The organism is Legionella sp. W05-934-2 (genome assembly GCF_964199965.1).
GTDB lineage: Bacteria > Pseudomonadota > Gammaproteobacteria > Legionellales > Legionellaceae > JAFIFT01.
In genome coordinates this window covers 154,844-174,895 of the sequence record NZ_CAXMZT010000002.1, presented here as the reverse complement: position 1 = coordinate 174,895, position 20,052 = coordinate 154,844, and the positions used below count along the sequence as shown (strand labels likewise).

The window sequence follows — 20,052 nt, the reverse complement described above, 5'->3', positions numbered from 1 at the left end:
ATCAGGCTACATATTAACCATTACCCACGTTTTAGAGTGCTGATTTATGGAGCGAATAATCGTAATAGGGGATGGTGGCATTGGTCAATCATTTGCCCACTTTTGTGAAGAGTCTGGTAAAAATACCTTTCTCCTTGGGAGAAATTACTCAATAGGAGAAATACCGAAGAGTCTAAACCTTAATTTGGACAACTCAACTAGTTTTCAGCAAATCGCAGAATTTGTTGCAAGCAACAAAATTGATACTTTAGTCAATACATTAGGTATTTTACATCATGATAATCATTTTCCTGAAAAAACGATTAGTCAATTGGAGCCTGATTGGCTATTTGAAAATCTTAAGATAAATTGTTTTAGTTCACTGCTAATTTTAAAATATCTTAATCAATATCTTCCCGCTGCCAGTCAATTTAAATTTGTTGCATTATCAGCTCGAGTTGGAAGCATAGCCGATAACCATCTTGGAGGTTGGATTAGCTATCGGGTATCTAAAGCCGCCTTAAATATGGGCCTCAAAACAGCAGCAATCGAGTGGAAACACAAGTTTAGAAATGCCGTTATTGCAGCCTATCATCCAGGCACAGTGGACACTAAACTTAGCAAACCATTTCAGGCAAATATCAAATCGATTTTTACCCCTCAACAAGCATCGGCCTACCTCTATGATTTTATCGATCACTTACATCCAGCTATGAGTGGAGGGTTTTACGCTTGGAACAAAGAGAGAATTCCATATTGAGGTAACCTATGTTAGTAGAACTGTTATCCAGAATTCAGTTTGGTTTTAGTATCGGATTTCATATCCTCTTTCCAACACTCAACCTGGGACTAGCGATATTTCTTGTAATCATGGAGCTTACTTGGCTCATCACTGGCAATCGCTATTATCGTTCAATTTGCCAATTTTGGACCAAAATATTTGCACTCACATTTGGTATGGGTGTTGTTTCTGGGATCGTTTTGGCTTATCAGATAGGAACAAACTTCGGACCATTCATTACGCTTTTTGGCGATGTTCTTGGCGCATTATTTGCCTATGAAACGCTCACCGCCTTTTTTTTGGAAGCTGGTTTTCTTGGAATTATGCTTTTTGGATGGAATAAGGTGCCAAAATGGCTCCATTTTATAGCAACACTCATGGTCGCTTTGGGTACAACCATATCCGCCTTTTGGATAATGTCTGCAAATTCCTGGATGCAAACCCCTGCTGGTTATGAAATTCTAAGTGGAAAATATTTAGTATTAAGCTGGTGGGATGTGGTCTTTAATCCTTCTTTTATTCCCAGATTAATCCATATGGTGCTTGCATCTTATGTTACATGTGGATTTGTAATAGCAGCCGTTAGCGCCTATTACCTTATGGCGGGTAGGCATAAAATCATTGCAAGATACTGTTTATCCTTTGTCATGTGGGCATTACTAGCATTGGTGCCATTACAAATTTTTATTGGGGATCTTGTTGGCTTAAAGGTTTACGAATATCAACCGATGAAAACCGCTGCCATTGAAGCCAATTGGGAAACGCAAAATGGCGCTCCCTTGTTGCTATTTGCGCTTCCTAATCAAAAAGAGCAAAAAAATTATTATGAAATTGGTATTCCTAAGCTAGCTAGCATAATTAATACACACTCCATGGAAGGCAAGCTATTAGGCTTAAAATCGGTATCACCGGATGAGCAACCCAGGGTAGCGATGGTATTTTTTTCATTTCGGATAATGGTGGGTATTGGCTTTCTATTTCTATTCACAGTGCTCATAGCATTGTGGAAGCGATACCGTGGAAATTTATATTCGTCACCTTATTTCCATAAATGGTTGATTTTGATGGCGCCGATGGGCTTCATTGCCACCATTATGGGATGGCTTACTGCAGAACTTGGACGACAACCATGGGTCGTTTATGGCTTGATGAAAACTAGTCAGGCGGTATCAGATATTGCTTTGGAAGAAGTCGTTATATCATTTGCCCTGCTGATTATAGCTTATGGTATTGTATTTGGATTTTTCCTTTATTATGTTTTTAAGTTGATTCGTAAAGGGCCCAAAGAATTAACGCTTCATGATACTGAACATCATTCATTCCAGTATATGACTGATCTCAAAAAAAGAGGAAATTAAGATGTTACCTTTTGTTTTTGCTGCGCTGATAGGTTTTATACTTATCATGTATGTCATACTTGATGGATTTGATTTAGGAATTGGCATTTTGTTTCCTTTGACAAGTAATGAACGTGATCGAGATAGAATGATGAATGCGATTGCGCCAGTATGGGATGGCAATGAGACTTGGTTAGTTTTCGGTGGAGCAATGCTATATGGGGCTTTCCCCCAAGTATATGGGACACTTTTACCCATTTTATATATGCCAATCATGCTAATGCTAATTGCATTAATTTTCAGAGGTGTGAGTTTTGAGTTTCGATTTAAGGCACATCGCTCAAAACCATTATGGAATTGGGTTTTTTCATTGAGTTCTATATCTGCTGCCTTTTTTCAAGGCATTGTACTTGGATGCTTTATTCAAGGTTTCCCTCATGAAAATGGACAAATACTATCTCAAGAAATCATTTGGCTGACGCCCTTTAGCTTGGTTACAGGGATTGCATTGGTATGTGGGTATGCCCTTCTTGGAGCAACTTGGATGAACATTAAGAGTGACAAGCGGCTCCAACGGAAAATGGCCCATGCTGCGAAGGGACTACTCATCATGGTATCAATCTTTCTTGTTATAATAAGTATCTGGACTCCACTACACAATGACGAAATATTTAATCGATGGTACAGTGTTCCCAATATTTTCTTATGGTCACCACTCCCATTACTTACCATTGGCATGGTCTATATGACATGGAGCAGTTTAAACAAAGGCCAGGAATGGCGCCCATTTCTGTATAGTATTTTTATCTTTCTTTGCGCATATGCTGGGATTGCGATTAGTATCTACCCATACTTAGTTCCCTATCATCTCACATTCTGGGAAGCAGCTGCGCCTGATACGACACTAAAATTTATATTGATTGGGGTGGCAATTATGTTACCTATATTAATAAGTTACACCGTCTATGCATACCATGTTTTTAGAGGAAAATCAGATGAGGGATACCACGAATGAGTGATGGAAATTTAATCGTTATTTTAGGGGATCAACTTTCCATGGCGATCTCGTCTCTGAAAGATTTTAGACTAGATACCGATCAGATTCTGATGATGGAAGTGATGGCAGAAGGACAATACGTACCTCATCATAAACATAAACTTGTCTTTATCTTTTCTGCCATGCGGCATTTTTCCGAGGAATTAGCAGAAAAGGGATATCGGGTTAACTATATTAGTTTAGACAGTACTGACAGTAGAGGAAATTTTGCAAAGACGCTAAATGCTTTTATACAGAAAAAAAACTTTAAAAAAGTGATTGTAACCGAACCTTCAGAATATCGTGTATTACAGGATATAAAAAATAATTGGACCCAATATTTGCCGATTGATATTCGAGAAGACTGTCGATTTTTTTGCTCCATCGATGAATTTAAGAAGTATGCAAAAAATCATTCCTCATTACGCATGGAATACTTCTATCGGGAAATGCGAAAGCGTACCGGTCTTTTAATGGATGGGGACAAACCCCATGGTGGGCGGTGGAATTATGATAAATTTAACCGGAATGCCTATGATTTCAAAACGCCTTTTCCAACTGCTATGACAAATGCGAATTCTCCTCTTACATTAAAAGTTATCGACATGGTGAATCAACTGTTTCCCGATAATATTGGGAAAACCACAACATTTCATTGGGCAGTTACCCGTAATCAGGCATTAAAGCAGCTCAATTTTTTTATAGATAATTGTCTTCCTTTTTTCGGAGAATTTCAGGATGCGATGTTATCGAGTGATCATCGTTTGTTTCATAGCATGCTATCCGCCTATATCAACGTTGGTCTGCTATTACCCAAAGAAGTCGTGACTCGGGCTATTGAGGCATATGAGACTAAAAGTGAAATTTCGATAGAATCTGTCGAAGGATTTGTCCGTCAAATATTAGGGTGGCGTGAATATGTGCGGGGTATTTATTGGCTTAAAATGCCGAATTATAAAAACAGCAATGAACTGAGTGCCAATAAACCTTTGCCTGATTTTTATTGGAATGCACAAACGGATATGGCCTGTATGAAAAGCGTTATTCAGCAAACCATTGATTTTTCTTACTCTCACCACATCCAACGTCTGATGATTACCGGTAATTTTGCGTTGTTGGCTGGGTTAAACGTTGGTGAAGTCTGTGATTGGTATCTTGCTGTTTATCTTGACGCATTTGAGTGGGTTGAGCTTCCGAATACATTGGGCATGGCCTGTTATGCCGATCAAGGCCTGATGGCTTCAAAACCTTATGCGGCTAGCGGTAATTACATTAATAAAATGTCAAATTTTTGCGGCGGTTGTTTCTATGATGTTAAAAAGAAAACGGGTGAAAACGCATGCCCATTTAATTCCCTATACTGGTGGTTTCTAATTAAAAACGAAAGCAAGCTATCACCTAATCCAAGACTTAAATTCCCCTATGCAAATTTAAAAAAAATGCCGCAGGGTATGAAGGCGGAACTGGTGGCCCAGGCTAAAGACTTTTTAAAAAAACTATACCCATGACAATCTCTTTAAATTAGCGTCACATCCTATTATCTTTGTGAGTATATTAAAAGAAATGAACTAGACTGCTTGGTATTACTTGCAGCGACGGCGAAGGTATTTTTAGACGGTTTTCAGTCCGGCGTTGACGGGACTCAAAAAAATACGCTTTGTTCTTCAAGTCCGCTATACTATACTGAGTAAAGTTTGAATTTAATTGGCTGTAGAGTGCGTTTGTAATTATGTTTGAACAGAACTGGAGCATTGTCATGACAAAAGCTATATGGAACAATACCGTCATTGCAGAAAGTGATCAATGTGAGCAAGTTGAGGGGAATTATTACTTTCCCCCAGATTCCGTAGAACGCAATTATCTTAGCGATAGTCCCCATACTTCACGATGCCCTTGGAAAGGCGTGGCACACTACTATGATCTGAACGTCAAGGGCAAAGTCAATCCTAATTCAGCCTGGTACTACCCTGAACCAAGTTCCGCCGCGGCGCACATCAAAGATTATGTCGCATTTTGGAATGGCGTCGATGTGGTTGAGTAATTTTTTCTCATTAATTCGATAAGCAAAGGTGTTAACTGTTTAAATGTAATAGGCTTATTTGTATTTAAGGGGGAACTACACTTTGTAGGAGCATTTTGCCGATTGGTTCCGATCAAACATCTATTTTCGACGTTGTAAATAAGCTATAAATACAATATCTTGGTTACCAAGGATAGGATTAATCCATTATTCAGGAGGAAAATTATGTCTCTATTCAAATTAGTATTGGCGACCACAATCACGTTTTTAATTCTTGATGCCATTTGGCTTGGATATCTTGCAAAAGCATTCTATATAAAGCATATGGGAGAGCTTATTCATGTAAAAAATGGAAATATTCAAGCTAATTGGATTGCGGCATTACTAGTCTATATCGTCTTGATTGGCGGAATTCTATGTTTTGTTCACCCACTTGCTGGTGATAGTCTAAAGGCTGCATTCGCTTATGGATTGCTTTATGGGCTGATTACATATGGTACCTATGATTTAACCAATATGGCGGTCATTAGAGACTGGTCTTGGACAGTAACAATAGTCGATATTCTTTGGGGTATGACCATTTGTTCAATCACATCGATTGTTGGGGGCTTTTTTAAAATATAGGAAAATATATTATCTCAGGCATTTATAGGCAATCTTTAAAACACTAAAATATAAAGGCAGGCATCTCATTGAAATTATTAAGCATATTAAAAATTACCATCTGGGTTGTTGTATTTGAAGGAATTGGTTTTATATTAGGTCTAATGACTAAACAAACTATGTCACCTTGGTATGAAAACTTAAACAAATCAGCATTGACACCACCAGCCATTGTTTTTCCAATAGCTTGGTCTTTGCTTTATGCAATACTCGCAGTTGTTGGCTTTTTGTTGTGGAAGGAGCGTTATAACGAAAAGCTAAAACCGGTATTATTTTTATTTATAGTGCAAATGATTATGAATTGGTTTTGGACTTTCATATTTTTTCGCTGGCATTATCTTGGGTTTAGCTTCCTATGGATTGTCATATTAACTTGTCTGGTTTTAGCATGTATTTATTTAAGTGTTGCAAAGAAAAAAGAGGTTGCTTTGTTATTAATTCCCTATTTTGTCTGGTTGGTGTTTGCTGCCTATTTGAATGGTGTAATTTGGTATAAGAATTGATTTAATATAGACACGAATACAACTTTAGGGTTCTGTCGGAGGCAAAAATTAATACCAATCCGATTCCTAAAACTAGCATTTATTTTTCAGCTTTAGGAAGAAAAAATCTTGCCAAGTCGATACTTTCGCTAAGATTTACTCTAGCATTTATCCAATTTAACTTGACTTGGGCTGAGGTTTGTTCGCGTTGATTTACAAGAAATAAGGTGCTATCCCCGGCGTAAAACTTTTTAGTTTCACCATTTTCAACTTGTCTTGCTAACATGAGTTCTCTTTTCAGTAAGACCACTTGTTGCTTATAGATTTTTATAGCCACTAGAAGGTTATTGATTTGATTGCGCAATTGTTCATAGGTCAATTTTTTTTGAGCACGAACCTGGTGTAATTCGCTGGTAGTGCTAATTAACTTACCTCTTGCTTCACGTTGAAAGATAGGAAATTTTAAGTTTACTCCTATCATGGCCCCTTGAGGAAGCAATAAGGGGTAGCCTCCAGTACCATTTTGCTTAAATGTATAGGCGGTTGCATCTAAGTAGGGAAGAAGCTCATTTTTTGCTAATTTTTGTTTTAATTTAACTATGTTTGAATAATTATGTAGCTTACATAAAGCAGGGTGATGTTTTAATTGAGATAGTATTTGACTTGGACGAATGGTTGGCGTGGGAAATGCCTCTGGGAGTTGAGTCTCTTCTGCCCTCAACGGATGGCCCTTGTTGTCTCGGTAAAAAAGGGAAAGATTAATTCCTGCCTGAGTGAAGACCAGTTTTCCCTGATTGACTAGCTGTTCCCGTTTTAAAATAATCTGTAAATTTTCTGCTATCGCTAATTTAGGTAATGCCCCTTGTTGCGCTTGCTGAACAATAGCATTTTGTCTTTTTTTCGCTAATTTCAACAAATGATTTAACGTTCTTAATTGTAAGCCGGCTTCAACCCATTGCCAATAAGCTTTTATGCCATCTTGATAAATTTGAATTTTTATTGAAGCGGCATCATGTTGTTTCATTTGTATGGATTGTTCTTTGGTTAAGACATTGGTTCGATCTTTATCAATTTCTCTATTGCGTAGCAAAGGCATGGAAATTCCAGCACGATATTCACCACCCGAGTTAGTCAGATAGTTTTGGTAATAAATTGGCCAATCTCCTCTGCCAATTCGATATCCTGCAAACAACTGAACACCATTGTAAAAAGTTGGTACATTAAATAGCGCATCTGCATAATTATTAATATACCCTCCAACCGGTTGAGACTGAGTATTGATATCAAAGTTAGGATCAAACTTACCCAAAGCCTTCACAAATTCGCCTTCAGATTTAGTTATCTCAAGACGAGCGATTAATACTTGCGGATAGCAACGATTGATGCTGTTTATCACCTGATCAACGACTAACGTGCTATTAGATTTCGAAATACAATCGAGAGGAAATATAATTAACAGAAGTAAACAAGCTAAAATTTTTTGGTATGATGACAATACAATCATAATGCATTATTCTCACGATCACTTTCAGGTGGAAAGCCATTAAATTGTCGCCAAATTTCATACCATAGAGGAACTTGGCCTAATTGAACCCAACCATGTACTTGCACTCCTTGTCTAAGGAAACGTGGGCTTGGCCATGGTTCATCAGGCACGATAACGACCCGAAAAGAACCAAAACCATTATCAGTTGGATCGATAAATGAGACAATCCCGCCAAACGTTCCAACCGCTATTTCAGGCCATCCTCGAAATTGAATAGCCGGCCATCCTTCAAATTGAAGACGTGCTTTTTGTTGGAGTCGAACAAAAGGGATGTCATTTCCATCTATCCAAAGCTCAACAGCGCGTGATTCCGTATCAGGGATAATTTGGGCTAATTCGTCACCCGCACTGACAACCACACTTTCCTGGCCTGTCAAACGCCTAAATATTGTTCCAGCCACGTGGGCTTTGATGATTTGAGTTTGTTGCCGAGCAATACGGACATCAATATTTACTTTATCAATGTTAGCCTGTGCTAGCTCATTTTGGTATTTTGCATATTCAATTTGTGCGAGTTCATATTGCCTTTTTGAATTGATTCCTTGGTCGTATAACTTCTTCTGCCTATCCACATTGGCTTTGCCTGCAATAATTGCTTGTTTGGCTGCTTTTATTCGCAGTAAAACAGCCTTTTTTTCTAATAAAAGGCGAGATAGTAGTTCAGGATCATTGTCACTGATATCGACAATTGGATCGCCTGGTTTAACGTGCATACCTTCATCAACGTACCACTTTTTTATTCTTCCATTAATGGGCGAATTGACCATATGCTTTCTTTCGGTTGGTGAGAACGCGATTACCTTCCCATTGCCAAGTGCAAATTGTTGCCATGGAGTAAAACTTAAAAAAAGAATGATGATAACCAAGATAAGCGAAGTGATTTTTGCTATTTTTTGTGGCTTGGGCAATTTTCTTATCATTGAGTATGCATGAAGTTTCATTTTGGAATTACCAGGGTGTTGGTCAATGGGATAAAGTCGGAGCGTTGACTGAGTACGATTAACAATTGGGTGTGTAAGCCTGATAACAATGCAAGCATCTCGATTACTTCCTGGGCATTGAAGGAATCAAATATGCGGTCAATAACAATCAGTTCAGGTTGGGCAATTAGGCACCTTATTATCATCAGTTTGGTGATTTCAACAGACGTAAACATATCTTTCCATTCATGAAGCATTGTGTGAATACCATCAGGTAAGTTCAAAATTTTATCTGCAAGACCCGCCAGCTTTAATTGCTCTATGATGACCTTGAGCGATACATTCCGGTGATTGAGGACTAAATTGTCGAAAATGCTGCCTGAAAACCATTCGGGTTTTGCGATTAATAAACTAAAGCGGCGAAGCGGAAATAAATTGTCTTTAGAACAAGGGATGCCATTTATTGTGATATTAAGAGCGGATGCTTGTTGAAAGCCAAATAATTGATCAACAAACATACGGCATTTATCGGATTGCTCAGAAATAATTAACAGCGGGTTTTGGGCATTGACTGTTGCTCTTAATGTATTGTCTAACTCAATGGATATATCATTTATAGGGATGAGAAACTCCCCATGCGCTTCATCTTTTATTTTTTCCACAGGCAAATTAAGTACAGAGTCTATTTTATTTTCTGAAGCAATTAAATCGTAGTAATTTTCTAAAAGGACGCCAAATCGTTTGAAGGAATAAATAAGAGCGCCCAGAACAATTTCTGATGCAACTAACTGTCCTAAGCTTAACTGGTTATTAATCACTAGATAGCCTCCTAACCCTAATAACAGGCTGCTTGCTAGTGCTGATAAGGTATAAAAGCCGATTTGATGTTTGATGAGTTGCTTAAAGTGCGTATTTCTTGCTTTCAAGAAAGCAACTAATTTTCTATCCGTTTGTTGTGTAACATAACGGTTATATAAATTAAAGCGGAACAAATATCGATTGATCAATATTTCCTCAAGCCATGCGCCTACTGCGTGTTTTTCATAACACTCCTGTTTTGCGCTGCTCAGGGCTGTTTTATAGGGGATAAAAATGATAAGAAGGATGCCGATTATGATGAATATATCAAACACGAGGAAAAGTGGATGGTATATCAAAATTAGTAACAACCCAAAAAAGAGTTGTAAACCCAGATTGATGCCATACAGCAATAGGCTTGCTAACGATTTTTTGATAGTAACGACTTCAAAAAATCGGTTAACCAATTCTGGACCGTGATGGGTTGAAAAATTGTCTAGCGATAAATGGGTAAAGTGTTTTGTTAAGTTTAAGCTAACCTTGACCATAAGTTTTTGTTGAACGACCTCGACAACCACTATTTGCCATACGTTGAGCGCACCTAAGGCAATCATGAAAATAAATACCATGATACTTAATGTGATGACTGGCTGTAACAATTTACCAAATGCGATTAAATTGACAAGTGTCTGTGCTGCTATCGGTATACTTAAAGAAAGTATACTAATAAGCACACTCAGCATCATAATGGATAAAAGTGTTTGACGATCTAATACATCAGTGATGGAGTTAAGTGTATTATTACGCATTCCTTATGTATCCCTTTGGTCCCTAATAAATGAATTTTTACTTTTGTAATTTTTGTAAAATAAAATATTGAAGTGATTCAATTGCCTTATTCGTTTCGCTATTTTTTAGTAAAAAAACATGAATATCATTTAAAATTGGAAGTATATCACTATCTAGCCTTTCCAAATAGTTTGGAATCATGCTCCTTTGAATCGCTGTTATTCCCAATCCCGCCTGAACAGCTGCCATTTTACCCGTGTAACTTGCGCTGCTATAAACAGGACGCCAATTGATATGTGCTTTATCCAATGTTTCAATGGCATTATGTCTATAAACACAAGGCGAAGGGGAAAGGACTAATGGAATTGAGCTATTATGACTCAATGAAGGCATCAATTCCCTTTTCCCCACCCATTCAACCGGTTCAGAACAAACATGGACAGATTTCGACGAAATCTGCTGTTCATTGGTCTTAATCAGTATTAAATCCAACTTTTTTTCATTAAATCGTTCTAAAAGATTGAGTGTTAAATCACATTCCACGTTTAGTAATACGCGCGGGTGCATTCTGGAGAACTCAACCAGCACATCAGATAAGATTATGCTGGCAAAGTCTTCAGGCAACCCAAACCGTAATTCCCCTTGTAATTCAGGTTCCTTAAATCGGTCAAGGGACTCTCGGTGTAATTCATAAATTCTTTTAGCATAGCCAAAAAATATTTCGCCATCTGTCGTTAATGAAAGCTCTTTTCCACGATTTAGCAGTGGCTTTTCAACAAGATTTTCCAATTTAGCAATTTGTTGACTAATTGCTGATTGCGTTCGACCAACGCGTTGAGCAGCTTTAGTAAAGCTGCGTGTTTCAGCAACAGCTAAAAAGCATTGCAAGGTTATGGTATCTAGAGACATAAGAAATTCTAATAAATAAGATTAATATTTTTAATTTTACTTATATTAGCATGTCTTATATATTCATGCAATATAAATAGATTCCCTAATGGAGAAAGAGTGTGTATAACATGGTAACTATATTATCAATATCCTTTTTTGTAATGCCTATTTTAGCAATGTCTAGCTATTTTCTTCTTGGAAGGCGGAGAGTCATTATTGCGACTCAGTTCGGGACAGGGTTGATGGGAATAGGGTTTATAGCGAGTTTTATCGCATTAACTTATTCATTAGAGGATCCAATAAGCCGAAGTAATTCGATGTTATTTAACGCCAACACATTAAGCTTATTGCTAACGACATTGATATTATTCATTAGCTTCATTATACATCGCTTTTCATTAAGATATATGCATGGTGATAAAATTTATCGACGTTATTTTTTTAACCTTTCAGCGATTACACTAAGCACCATTTCAATGGCCTTAGCAGACAATCTCGTTTTATTCTGGGTCTCCTGGACTGCCAGTAACGTGTTTTTAGCATCCCTTATGATTCATAAAGCCCAATGGAAAGCAGCCTACAACTCAGGCGTTCTTGCATTTAAAACACACCTGTTAGGAAGCCTGTTTCTATTAACAGCAATATTTTTTCTCTATACATTCACGGGTTCTTTCTCAATTCAAAAGGTAGTGTATGACAATGGCATTTCTTCCTCTTTAACTATCTTATTTTCATTGGGCCTCATCATTTTGACAGCAATGACTCAATCAGCCATTTGGCCATTTCATCGTTGGCTTTTAAGCTCTTTGAATTCCCCTACACCCGTATCGGCTCTGATGCATGCAGGATTAGTCAATGGAGGAGGATTTTTAATTGTTAAATTTTCTCCACTTTTGACAACCCAACGTGACTTATTAACTGTTCTTTTTATCTTTGGTGCATTGACTGCTTTGTTGGGAACGGTATGGAAGCTCATGCAATGGAATATTAAAAGCATGCTTGCTTGTTCAACGATGGCGCAAATGGGCTTTATGATGATGCAATGCGGTCTAGGTCTTTTTTCTGCGGCCATTACTCATCTTTGTTGGCATGGTTTGTTTAAGTCCTACCTTTTTCTAAACTCAGGGTCGGCTATTCATCAACAACAAATAATGAATAGCCCACATCCCACAGTAAAATCACTGTTAACATCATTTGTTGGCGGATTTATTGGAATGTATGGGTTTGCTCTGATGACAGGCAAACCAATCCTATCAACCCAGACGACTACATTTCTTTTAGGCTTTGTTTTTATGACAGGGACCCAGCTAATGCTTAGCATTATTGCAGAAGAAAGATCATTTAAAAGAATCACATTGGCTTTAATATTAGTTTTTATCAGTGGTAACTTTTATGGGACAAGCATTCATGTTATCGAAATGCTTCTGCCGAATCTTATGACTGATGACCAGCAACAATTAAGCATCTTACAACTATCAACACTCGTTGTTTTCTTTTCTCTATGGATTCTTTTTAGCTTAGGGATCTATCAAAAAATAACCGATAAAAAATTATGGGATTGGTTTTATATTAAAATGCTTAACGCAAGCATGCCTCACCCTAAAACAATCACGGCAAATCGAAATACGTATAACTACTAATGAGGAGTCTCAAAATGAACCACTCGGCAGCAATCAAACCAAAGTTATCAAATAGTAAAAAAACGCAATCAGTCAATTATAAAATTGAAAATCAACGCGTCGCTATAAGAGCAATTGTTGATAATGCATCGAAAGAAATTGCACCTGTCTGGCCGCTTGAAAATTTCATTGCCTGTAATCCACTACATGGGTTTGAAACAATGCCATTTGAACAGGCTTTAGCACAAAAGAAAACAGCAAAAAAGGACGCATTATTCAACGAAAATTTAGAAAAAGTAAATTGGCATATGATTAAATGGTGTGGCAGTTTTCTCGACATTGGACAAGGCACGATTGAAATACCTCATCGTGACAAGGGGTTATATATCGGATTTTTAAAGCTAGCTCAGTTTGACAGCACGCTACACCAAAATAATATATCATCGAAGCAATGGTTATCCAGCCTGCCAACTTGTGCTGAAGATGCAATCGTTGCGTGCCTTGATAAACTGAGTGTATCCGCTGAAAACCATGAGGAATTTCTTAAGGATACCTTGTCGCACTTACCTGGTTGGGCTGGTTACATCAAATGGATGAGCGATTGGAAAGCTGACAAAAAAAGTGAAGAAAATCCAATTTGTCTCACTGATTTCCTAGCAATACGACTCGTTATTACCTGTTTATTATGGCCAGACGCAGCGATAGAAAAAAAAAATTTTTTGAGTTTGATCACCAAGAAATTATTCAGTTAATAAAAAACAATGAAGATAATTACAGGCAATGGCTTTTTAAGAAGCTTTTGCCTGAGTTAAAAAAGGTCAATGCGAAAATAGAAAGGGCTGAGGTACAAATGGTATTTTGTATTGATGTTCGTTCCGAGCCCTTTAGACGCTCCATAGAAAAATTAGGCAATTATGAGACATTAGGTTTTGCAGGATTTTTTGGATTACCGGTTAGTATTAAAGACTATGATAGTGAAAAAATAAAGGACTCTTGCCCCGTATTATTAAAGCCCCGCTTCCATATTGTTGAAAAACCAATTGCTGCAAATGAGCATTACCTGGCGCGTCATAAGCAAGGAAAAAAATTTAAAACGCTTATAAGGCAGGCTTATCAGCAATTAAAGTATAATTTTTCAACACCTTTTGCGCTAGTCGAGTCATTAGGGGTTTGGTGCGGGATTAATATGTTCTTAAAATCGTTCACCCCGCGCTTCTATCGACGGATCACGAGAGATTTTAATCATATGATATGTCCTCCAATTCAAGGCAAACAAGATTTTGAATTAGATAGGGTTGATACAGACAGTGGAATGTCGCTTGAAGAGCAAATAACCTATGCTGAAATGGCATTGCGGTTAATGGCATTGACTGATAATTTCGCGAAACTTGTCATTTTCTGCGGGCATGGCAGTTCAACCCAGAATAACCCTTATGCTTCTGCGCTGGATTGTGGCGCGTGTGGAGGCAATCAAGGAGGGAAAAATGCACAATTACTCGCTTTTATTCTTAACAAGGAAATAGTCAGACAGGCATTAGCAAAAAATGCAATCAATATTCCCTCTGATACCCAATTTTATGGAGCTCAGCATGATACGACGACCGATGAAGTAACTATTTATCCTCCAAATCATAGTCAAAGCATTCACCAAAGCAGATTGGAGCAACTTCAAGCGGATCTAAAATTGGCAAAGAGAAATAATAACTTGCAAAGAGCGTGCGACTTAAATGCATTTGAAAATTCTGAAAGTAATATTGATCGTCGAAGCGCAGATTGGTCCGAAACTCGACCCGAATGGGGCCTTGCGCGTAATGCAGGATTTATTGTTGCGCCTAGGCAGTTGACGAAAGACATTAACCTTGAAGGCCGTTGCTTTTTACATTCATACGATTGGCGCCAGGATAAAGAGGGGCAATTACTTGAAACCATTTTGACCGCACCTATGGTGGTTGCCCAATGGATAAATGCTCAATACTTATTTTCAACCATTGATAATGCGGCTTATGGCAGTGGGAGCAAAATCACGCATAACATCACTGGAAAAATTGGGGTTATGCAGGGAAATGCGAGCGATTTAATGCATGGATTGCCTTTGCAATCAGTCATGTCCCATGACGACATACCTTATCATGAGCCACAGCGGCTATTAACTATCGTCTACGCTCCTCGAGCGATGGTAACTGAGATAATTGCAAAGCACCATCTCCTAAAAACGCTATTTTTTAATCAATGGGTGCATATAGCCGTAATTGATCCTCAAAGCAATCAGTTTTTTTGTTTAGAAAAAAACAATACTTGGCAATTAATTCAATAAAAGGAGTGCTCAATGAACATCATTCAGGTCTTAGATAAAAAGGATATGAGTATTACGCTGCATCCAATGAAAAAAATTGAATTGGTGGTACCTAGTGAGAATGAACATGTGGTGGCAGCCATGATTGAAAAAGCAAATATTACGGGATTTACGTTAATAAAAAATATTTCTGGAAAAGGCCATAGTGGGTTTCATGAGGGATCAGCCATATTCAATGATAAAGAATCCTTTGTGATGTTCATTGCTGTTGCGCCAGAAGACGCAATTGCATCGATTGCCTTTGGGATGAAAACATTATTTCAAAAAAACTCGGGTGTGATGTTTGTATCAGATGTTTCTGTTGCAAGAGTTGACTATTTTTCGTAACTCAAAAAATCAATGCAGGGAGTATCGACATGTACTATAAAGATAAAAAAGTATTATTAGCCACAAAGCATGAAAAAGAAAAAGTGATTAAACCTCCCTTTGAACAAAACCTAGGTTGTCATATTCATGTTCCAGATGATTACGATACGGATCAGTTTGGAACCTTTTCAGGAGAAATTCCAAGAACTGCTTCAGCATATGAAACATTAATTTTAAAGGCTAAAAAAGCGGCACAAGCTTATGCATATCAATATTGCATATCCAGTGAAGGCAGTTTTGGGCCTCACCCTCAAATTTACTTTTGTCCTGCAGATACAGAGCTCATGGCATTTATCGATTTAGAAAATGATTTAATTATTATGGAGTATGAGTTAACCACAAAGACAAATTTTAATCATATCGATATTCGCGCTAACGATAATTTCGAGGGCTTTCTCAAAACCGTAAAGTTCCCCAGTCACGGGATGATAGTTCGAACTCTTGATTCAGAAAATGAAATGATTGAAAAGGGCATTCAAGAATACACTCGTCTTAAAGAAATTATTAGAAAAGCATTCGACTACAGTAGCATTATTCGCCTTGAAACAGACATGCGAGCCATGATGAACCCACTTAGGATGCAGGTTATTGGCATTTTGGCTAAAAAATTAGTTAAGCGCATTCAACAACGTTGCCCACATTGTCAAACGCCAGGGTTTGGGGAAGTTTCAACGCAAGGATTTCTAAACTGTAGTTATTGTGGCACACAAACGGGACTCTATAAAAATCAGGTTCTAAGTTGTCTTAAGTGTGAATATAAGACCTATAACAAGCGTGAAGATGGGAAAGAATTTGCTGAACAAAGTTATTGTCCTCATTGTAATCCTTAACGTAGACAAGTATTTGGCGATCGAATGTTTCAGTTACGAGGCAATGTTTATGATTTATCATTCCTTAATTACCCCATTTGTTCTAACTAAATGGATTTTCTAATATTGTCTTGCGATACACCATAAATCAACCCGACTAGCACCTTGCCTTTTCAACTCCTTCGCCAATGCATTCGCTGTGGCTCCGGTTGTCATAATATCATCGATAATGACAAGATTTAATTGATCGGCTGGTTTAGAGCGGAATGCATTTTTAATATTGCTTTGTCTGCTTGTTTGGTTCAATAGCGCTTGCGGACTATGAAAAACGATGCGTTGGCAAAGCGTTTGGTTCATGGGTATCCCCGTTTGTTTACTTAAGGCCTTTGCTAATAAACTTGTTTGATTAAACCCACGGCTGCGTAAACGTTTGCGATGTATTGGCATTGGGATCAAATAGTCAATGTCTGTTAAAGGTTGGGGGAGATGGCGCTGCATGCAGTGGGCTAAGAAGGGTGCTAAAAATAATTGATTATGATATTTGAAATCATGGATTAAGCCAGTTAAGGGTGGGGTGTATCGCCAAAAAATATGCGCGTTATCAATATAGCCCTGAGACGGTTGGCATTGGCCACATAACGTATCTGAGGAAGTTTGCATGGGCATAGCACATCGTCGACATGCTTGATTAATTTGCTCGAAATAACGTTGGCAGCGTGTGCAAATGGCGTGTTGATTATCGATTGGCAAACGACATAAATAACATCGACAAAAAGCGCAACGCAATGAATGGATAAAATGACTAAACAAGGTTGGATTTCCTATAGCTAACACGTGTGTCAAAGCATGCAATACCTGCTTTTAAAATGCAAGTGCATTAGGCATGGGTGGCTAAGGTTTGTGCTGCAGCAATTTCTGTATTAACCATTAACGGTTTTATCTCCTGCTCAAATTGGGTTAAAAGCGCATGCAAGCTGAGTTCGTAGCCTGGTTGCTCTGGTTTAACGCGAGGGGGGAAATGGGTAAGCCCATACTGAATTTTTGCTTGCAAATGACTTTTACAATCAGGGTCGCCAGGATTAGCGACTAAAGCTTGTGTTATATTCGATAACTGGGCAACGTATTGTTCACGTTGGCTTTGGTCGGTTTGATAGCCAAAACAGCCTAAGAAAACGGCTAGGATATTTCTCAAAATATCTTTAATAGCATATTTTGCCGCGCGCTGGTGAAGATAATCCGCAAAAATACCGCCATACTTTGCCTCCACACTGCCAAAATAACGCTGATTAACTGGCAAATTTTGAAAAATTTGGCTGGTCTGTTTTGAGAGATTTTGTTTTGGGGGTATCACTTGGATGGCATCAAGGCGTTGTTTTAACAGAGCAAGTGCGTTTGTTTCATGATTATTTGAATTATCCGAAATAGGGTTGTCTTCCTTAAGATGGAGTTGGTCGAATTTAATTGTAAATGATGTGATTAGTTCGGTTAGTTTCTGTTTAGTCTTGATTTGCATCGTTCTTGTTAACGTTGCTTTCTCGAAATCATTAACGATGGCTTGGAGGCATTCTATGATAAATGGTTCGATCGATAAGCTATAGGTTTTGTTATCAAGGCTTTGTTGAACCCTTGTATTTATGTGCTTTATAGCATCCGCTTTTTCTTGCACAGAAGTTTGATATTCTATGGCCTGGCTCTGATATTGATGATGCAAAATATCGGTATCATCTGCTTGGATAAGCTCTTGAATAGACTTGCACAACTTGCGCAGATCGAGTTCCTTTTCCTCTAACGATTTGAGCAGTATTGGAATACTTGAGTTATGGCCCGATTCGATTGGTTGAATGGTGCCATAAGTTTGAATCGCCTCATCAATCAAACCAATCGAATCATCGATGGATAGACTCTTAGACTTATCCAATTCTCGGATGCTTTTTCTTACACTGGTTTCTAACGCCAGCTTGTTGGCTACGTTATGGTTCAATAATAGAATATATTTTTGTTGAAGCAATAGCTCATAATCAAGTTGGCAAAACAAAGCTTTCATTATAGAAGAATAAATAGCTTGGCGTAATGGTTGTTTTTGTTGGTATGTGATTGCTTGATCCAGGTGCGATAGCTTAAGAAACTCACTGGCTTTCAGAAGGCTCAATGGAGAGGTTGTTGGCATCTGTCCCAATTGTGAACGATATAGGGATAATTTGTCTTTAACGATATCTTTTAAATAATCAATATCCGTTGACTCTACATCAGAAATATAATGATAAGCGTGATATTTAAATTGGTATAACAAACTGTTTGCATAATTCTCGCCTTCATCTAGAAAATGGTCTAAATATTTCCTCAACTGTTTCCATCCGGGAGCGGGAATGTCTTCATTTTCGTCGAGAGATAGATAGTATATTAAGTCGCGTCTAGTTGCCTGCGATAATTGGATAGGAGAATTACTAAGCTTTGCTAAATCAATGAGGAGGTTCTCAAAAAATGAGCAAGCATTCACCATGTTGTTATGTAGGGCTTGACGTTGTTCTACTAACTGGCTGGATGAATACTGTAATAAAGAAGGTAAATTAGGCTTGGCTTCAAAACCACTATTATTGGCTTGTTTAACTTGAATGAGATCTTGATTGGCTTTTCGATACAGCTCCAATGCGATTACTTCTTGTTTTTCAAGCGATTCAAGTTCAAGCTCAATATCTTTTTTGCTTAGCATGCTCCCAAGAGAACCATTTTTATCAGAAAGAGCCAATTTGCACTGTTGGATAAATTTAGCAATCTTGCTTTTACTTAAAAAAAAATATTGTGCGCTTTCTGTTAGTGTGTCAGAGGGGTGTGCTTGAATGAAATCGTGAAAATTAGCAAAGGCTTGATCATTTGCCATAAGTATCTGTTCATGACTTGAGACTTCTCTATAAAGCTCCATAGCGACGTCTGGATCATTGGTTTTGCGTATGCGTTCCAAGAGATTGTTTGTTTGATGATGATCATAGGAGTGGCAAAGCTTTATAAATTCGTAGTAGTTAATGCGATTTTTTAACAGTTCGAGTTTGGTTTTAAGGGTCGCTCTATCTAGTTTGCCCGCTTGAACAAGGGCATCGACGATTTCATTGACAGCTTGTTCTTCAAGCACTTTAGAAAATTGGAGGATAGCAATCCCCATCTGGTAGGTTTTCTCACTATTTATTTGGGGGACCCTATCTTCACCGATTTTTTCAAGAAGTGCTTTTAGCTGTTCCGAATCGGTATTTAAAAGCCCTATCATCGATTTTGGGAATAATTCGATAGCGCTAGCAATTGCGTAAAATACAATTTTATCGTAATTATCTTGACTTGCATTAGCAGGAATAACGCTAGACCACGGTTTCCCTTCGATTTTCATGATGGTTGCCCGGAGATCATTGATAGCATCAGTTATCAAACTGAAGCCAGCTGAGGCATTGGTTGCGATTTTGATAGCAGAAGTAAAAAATTCAAACATCCTTATAATCCAAAATTTTACATATTAATAGTGAACTTTGACCAAATGTTATCCGAATGGTTTTGCTTATGCAAATATCTTTTTCTACTTCGTACCGGGCAAAAAACAAAGAACTAATACGAGTCCGTGAGCGTGCCCGAGCCCGAGTCCGGTTTAAAGAATTAAATGATAAACTTTGATCTTGAAAC

The 20,052-nt window shown here is 37.9% G+C and carries 18 protein-coding genes; 12 read left to right on the top strand and 6 right to left on the bottom strand.

Going from position 1 to position 20,052, the window contains the following annotated elements; translation table 11 throughout:
• The first annotated feature begins 46 nt into the window (after positions 1–46).
• From AB3348_RS02775 to AB3348_RS02745, 7 genes are all read left to right on the top strand, one after another.
• Positions 47–739 (top strand): SDR family NAD(P)-dependent oxidoreductase, encoded by a 693-nt coding sequence (locus AB3348_RS02775; protein ID WP_367606021.1) that lies wholly within the window; start codon positions 47–49, stop codon positions 737–739.
• Positions 740–747: 8 nt separating this feature from the next.
• Positions 748–2,118 (top strand): cytochrome ubiquinol oxidase subunit I, encoded by a 1,371-nt coding sequence (locus AB3348_RS02770; RefSeq protein ID WP_367606020.1) that lies wholly within the window; start codon positions 748–750, stop codon positions 2,116–2,118.
• Between the two features lies 1 nt (position 2,119).
• Positions 2,120–3,112 carry a cytochrome d ubiquinol oxidase subunit II gene (gene cydB / locus AB3348_RS02765; protein ID WP_367606019.1) on the top strand — a complete coding sequence of 331 codons (993 nt, stop codon included), beginning with the start codon at positions 2,120–2,122 and terminating at the stop codon, positions 3,110–3,112.
• Positions 3,109–4,641 carry a cryptochrome/photolyase family protein gene (locus AB3348_RS02760; RefSeq protein WP_367606018.1) on the top strand — a complete coding sequence of 511 codons (1,533 nt, stop codon included), beginning with the start codon at positions 3,109–3,111 and terminating at the stop codon, positions 4,639–4,641. Before cydB ends, AB3348_RS02760 begins: the two co-directional genes overlap by 4 nt.
• A gap of 248 nt (positions 4,642–4,889) precedes the next feature.
• Entirely contained in the window at positions 4,890–5,174 is a 285-nt protein-coding gene (locus tag AB3348_RS02755) for a DUF427 domain-containing protein (protein WP_367606017.1), read from the top strand.
• Between the two features lie 204 nt (positions 5,175–5,378).
• Positions 5,379–5,777, top strand: coding sequence for a DUF2177 family protein (locus tag AB3348_RS02750; protein WP_367606016.1), 399 nt, complete (start codon positions 5,379–5,381; stop codon positions 5,775–5,777).
• Positions 5,778–5,845: 68 nt separating this feature from the next.
• Entirely contained in the window at positions 5,846–6,319 is a 474-nt protein-coding gene (locus AB3348_RS02745) for a TspO/MBR family protein (protein ID WP_367606015.1), read from the top strand.
• Between the two features lie 79 nt (positions 6,320–6,398).
• Here the strand turns inward: AB3348_RS02745 and AB3348_RS02740 are convergent, their stop codons facing one another.
• Genes AB3348_RS02740 through AB3348_RS02725 form a run of 4 tightly spaced genes read right to left on the bottom strand, consistent with a single transcriptional unit; the run spans position 6,399 to position 11,260 of the window.
• Positions 6,399–7,802, bottom strand: a complete 1,404-nt coding sequence (locus tag AB3348_RS02740) for a TolC family protein (RefSeq protein WP_367606014.1) — start codon at positions 7,800–7,802, stop codon at positions 6,399–6,401.
• Positions 7,799–8,785, bottom strand: a complete 987-nt coding sequence (locus AB3348_RS02735) for an efflux RND transporter periplasmic adaptor subunit (RefSeq protein WP_367606013.1) — start codon at positions 8,783–8,785, stop codon at positions 7,799–7,801. The genes AB3348_RS02740 and AB3348_RS02735 overlap by 4 nt, the downstream gene beginning before the upstream one ends.
• A complete protein-coding gene (locus tag AB3348_RS02730; protein ID WP_367606012.1) occupies positions 8,782–10,371 on the bottom strand; it encodes an ABC transporter transmembrane domain-containing protein in 1,590 nt (529 codons plus the stop codon). Before AB3348_RS02730 ends, AB3348_RS02735 begins: the two co-directional genes overlap by 4 nt.
• Positions 10,372–10,408: 37 nt before the next feature.
• Positions 10,409–11,260, bottom strand: a complete 852-nt coding sequence (locus AB3348_RS02725; RefSeq protein WP_367606011.1) for a LysR substrate-binding domain-containing protein — start codon at positions 11,258–11,260, stop codon at positions 10,409–10,411.
• A 110-nt stretch (positions 11,261–11,370) separates the two neighbouring features.
• Between AB3348_RS02725 and AB3348_RS02720 the strand changes: the two genes are divergently transcribed.
• From AB3348_RS02720 to AB3348_RS02700, 5 genes are read left to right on the top strand one after another with little or no spacing between them, the layout of a single operon-like run.
• The gene (locus tag AB3348_RS02720) at positions 11,371–12,882 is read left to right on the top strand and encodes a proton-conducting transporter membrane subunit (RefSeq protein ID WP_367606010.1); all 1,512 of its coding nucleotides are present in this window, start codon (positions 11,371–11,373) and stop codon (positions 12,880–12,882) included.
• A 14-nt stretch (positions 12,883–12,896) separates the two neighbouring features.
• Positions 12,897–13,613, top strand: coding sequence for a putative inorganic carbon transporter subunit DabA (locus AB3348_RS02715; protein WP_367606009.1), 717 nt, complete (start codon positions 12,897–12,899; stop codon positions 13,611–13,613).
• The gene (locus AB3348_RS02710) at positions 13,547–15,175 is read left to right on the top strand and encodes a putative inorganic carbon transporter subunit DabA (protein WP_367606008.1); all 1,629 of its coding nucleotides are present in this window, start codon (positions 13,547–13,549) and stop codon (positions 15,173–15,175) included. The genes AB3348_RS02715 and AB3348_RS02710 overlap by 67 nt, the downstream gene beginning before the upstream one ends.
• 12 nt (positions 15,176–15,187) lie before the next feature.
• Positions 15,188–15,541 (top strand): P-II family nitrogen regulator, encoded by a 354-nt coding sequence (locus AB3348_RS02705; RefSeq protein ID WP_367606007.1) that lies wholly within the window; start codon positions 15,188–15,190, stop codon positions 15,539–15,541.
• 29 nt (positions 15,542–15,570) lie between these two features.
• Positions 15,571–16,410: a DUF6671 family protein gene (locus AB3348_RS02700; protein ID WP_367606006.1), complete on the top strand. Its 840-nt coding sequence runs from the start codon at positions 15,571–15,573 to the stop codon at positions 16,408–16,410.
• 99 nt (positions 16,411–16,509) lie between these two features.
• Here AB3348_RS02700 and AB3348_RS02695 read toward each other — a convergent pair whose 3' ends face one another.
• Entirely contained in the window at positions 16,510–17,232 is a 723-nt protein-coding gene (locus AB3348_RS02695) for a ComF family protein (protein ID WP_367606005.1), read from the bottom strand.
• Between the two features lie 34 nt (positions 17,233–17,266).
• Positions 17,267–19,864 carry a hypothetical protein gene (locus AB3348_RS02690; protein ID WP_367606004.1) on the bottom strand — a complete coding sequence of 866 codons (2,598 nt, stop codon included), beginning with the start codon at positions 19,862–19,864 and terminating at the stop codon, positions 17,267–17,269.
• Positions 19,865–20,052: the final 188 nt, after the last annotated feature.

Bases quoted from the DNA above. Each gene is read 5' to 3' on its own strand.
- AB3348_RS02775 (WP_367606021.1), top strand. From the start codon at position 47: ATGGAGCGAATAATCGTAATAGGGGATGGTGGCATTGGTCAATCATTT.
- AB3348_RS02770 (WP_367606020.1), top strand. From the start codon at position 748: ATGTTAGTAGAACTGTTATCCAGAATTCAGTTTGGTTTTAGTATCGGA.
- cydB (WP_367606019.1), top strand. From the start codon at position 2,120: ATGTTACCTTTTGTTTTTGCTGCGCTGATAGGTTTTATACTTATCATG.
- AB3348_RS02760 (WP_367606018.1), top strand. From the start codon at position 3,109: ATGAGTGATGGAAATTTAATCGTTATTTTAGGGGATCAACTTTCCATG.
- AB3348_RS02755 (WP_367606017.1), top strand. From the start codon at position 4,890: ATGACAAAAGCTATATGGAACAATACCGTCATTGCAGAAAGTGATCAA.
- AB3348_RS02750 (WP_367606016.1), top strand. From the start codon at position 5,379: ATGTCTCTATTCAAATTAGTATTGGCGACCACAATCACGTTTTTAATT.
- AB3348_RS02740 (WP_367606014.1), bottom strand. From the start codon at position 7,802: ATGATTGTATTGTCATCATACCAAAAAATTTTAGCTTGTTTACTTCTG.
- AB3348_RS02735 (WP_367606013.1), bottom strand. From the start codon at position 8,785: ATGAAACTTCATGCATACTCAATGATAAGAAAATTGCCCAAGCCACAA.
- AB3348_RS02730 (WP_367606012.1), bottom strand. From the start codon at position 10,371: ATGCGTAATAATACACTTAACTCCATCACTGATGTATTAGATCGTCAA.
- AB3348_RS02725 (WP_367606011.1), bottom strand. From the start codon at position 11,260: ATGTCTCTAGATACCATAACCTTGCAATGCTTTTTAGCTGTTGCTGAA.
- AB3348_RS02720 (WP_367606010.1), top strand. From the start codon at position 11,371: ATGGTAACTATATTATCAATATCCTTTTTTGTAATGCCTATTTTAGCA.
- AB3348_RS02715 (WP_367606009.1), top strand. From the start codon at position 12,897: ATGAACCACTCGGCAGCAATCAAACCAAAGTTATCAAATAGTAAAAAA.
- AB3348_RS02710 (WP_367606008.1), top strand. From the start codon at position 13,547: ATGGCCAGACGCAGCGATAGAAAAAAAAAATTTTTTGAGTTTGATCAC.
- AB3348_RS02705 (WP_367606007.1), top strand. From the start codon at position 15,188: ATGAACATCATTCAGGTCTTAGATAAAAAGGATATGAGTATTACGCTG.
- AB3348_RS02700 (WP_367606006.1), top strand. From the start codon at position 15,571: ATGTACTATAAAGATAAAAAAGTATTATTAGCCACAAAGCATGAAAAA.
- AB3348_RS02690 (WP_367606004.1), bottom strand. From the start codon at position 19,864: ATGTTTGAATTTTTTACTTCTGCTATCAAAATCGCAACCAATGCCTCA.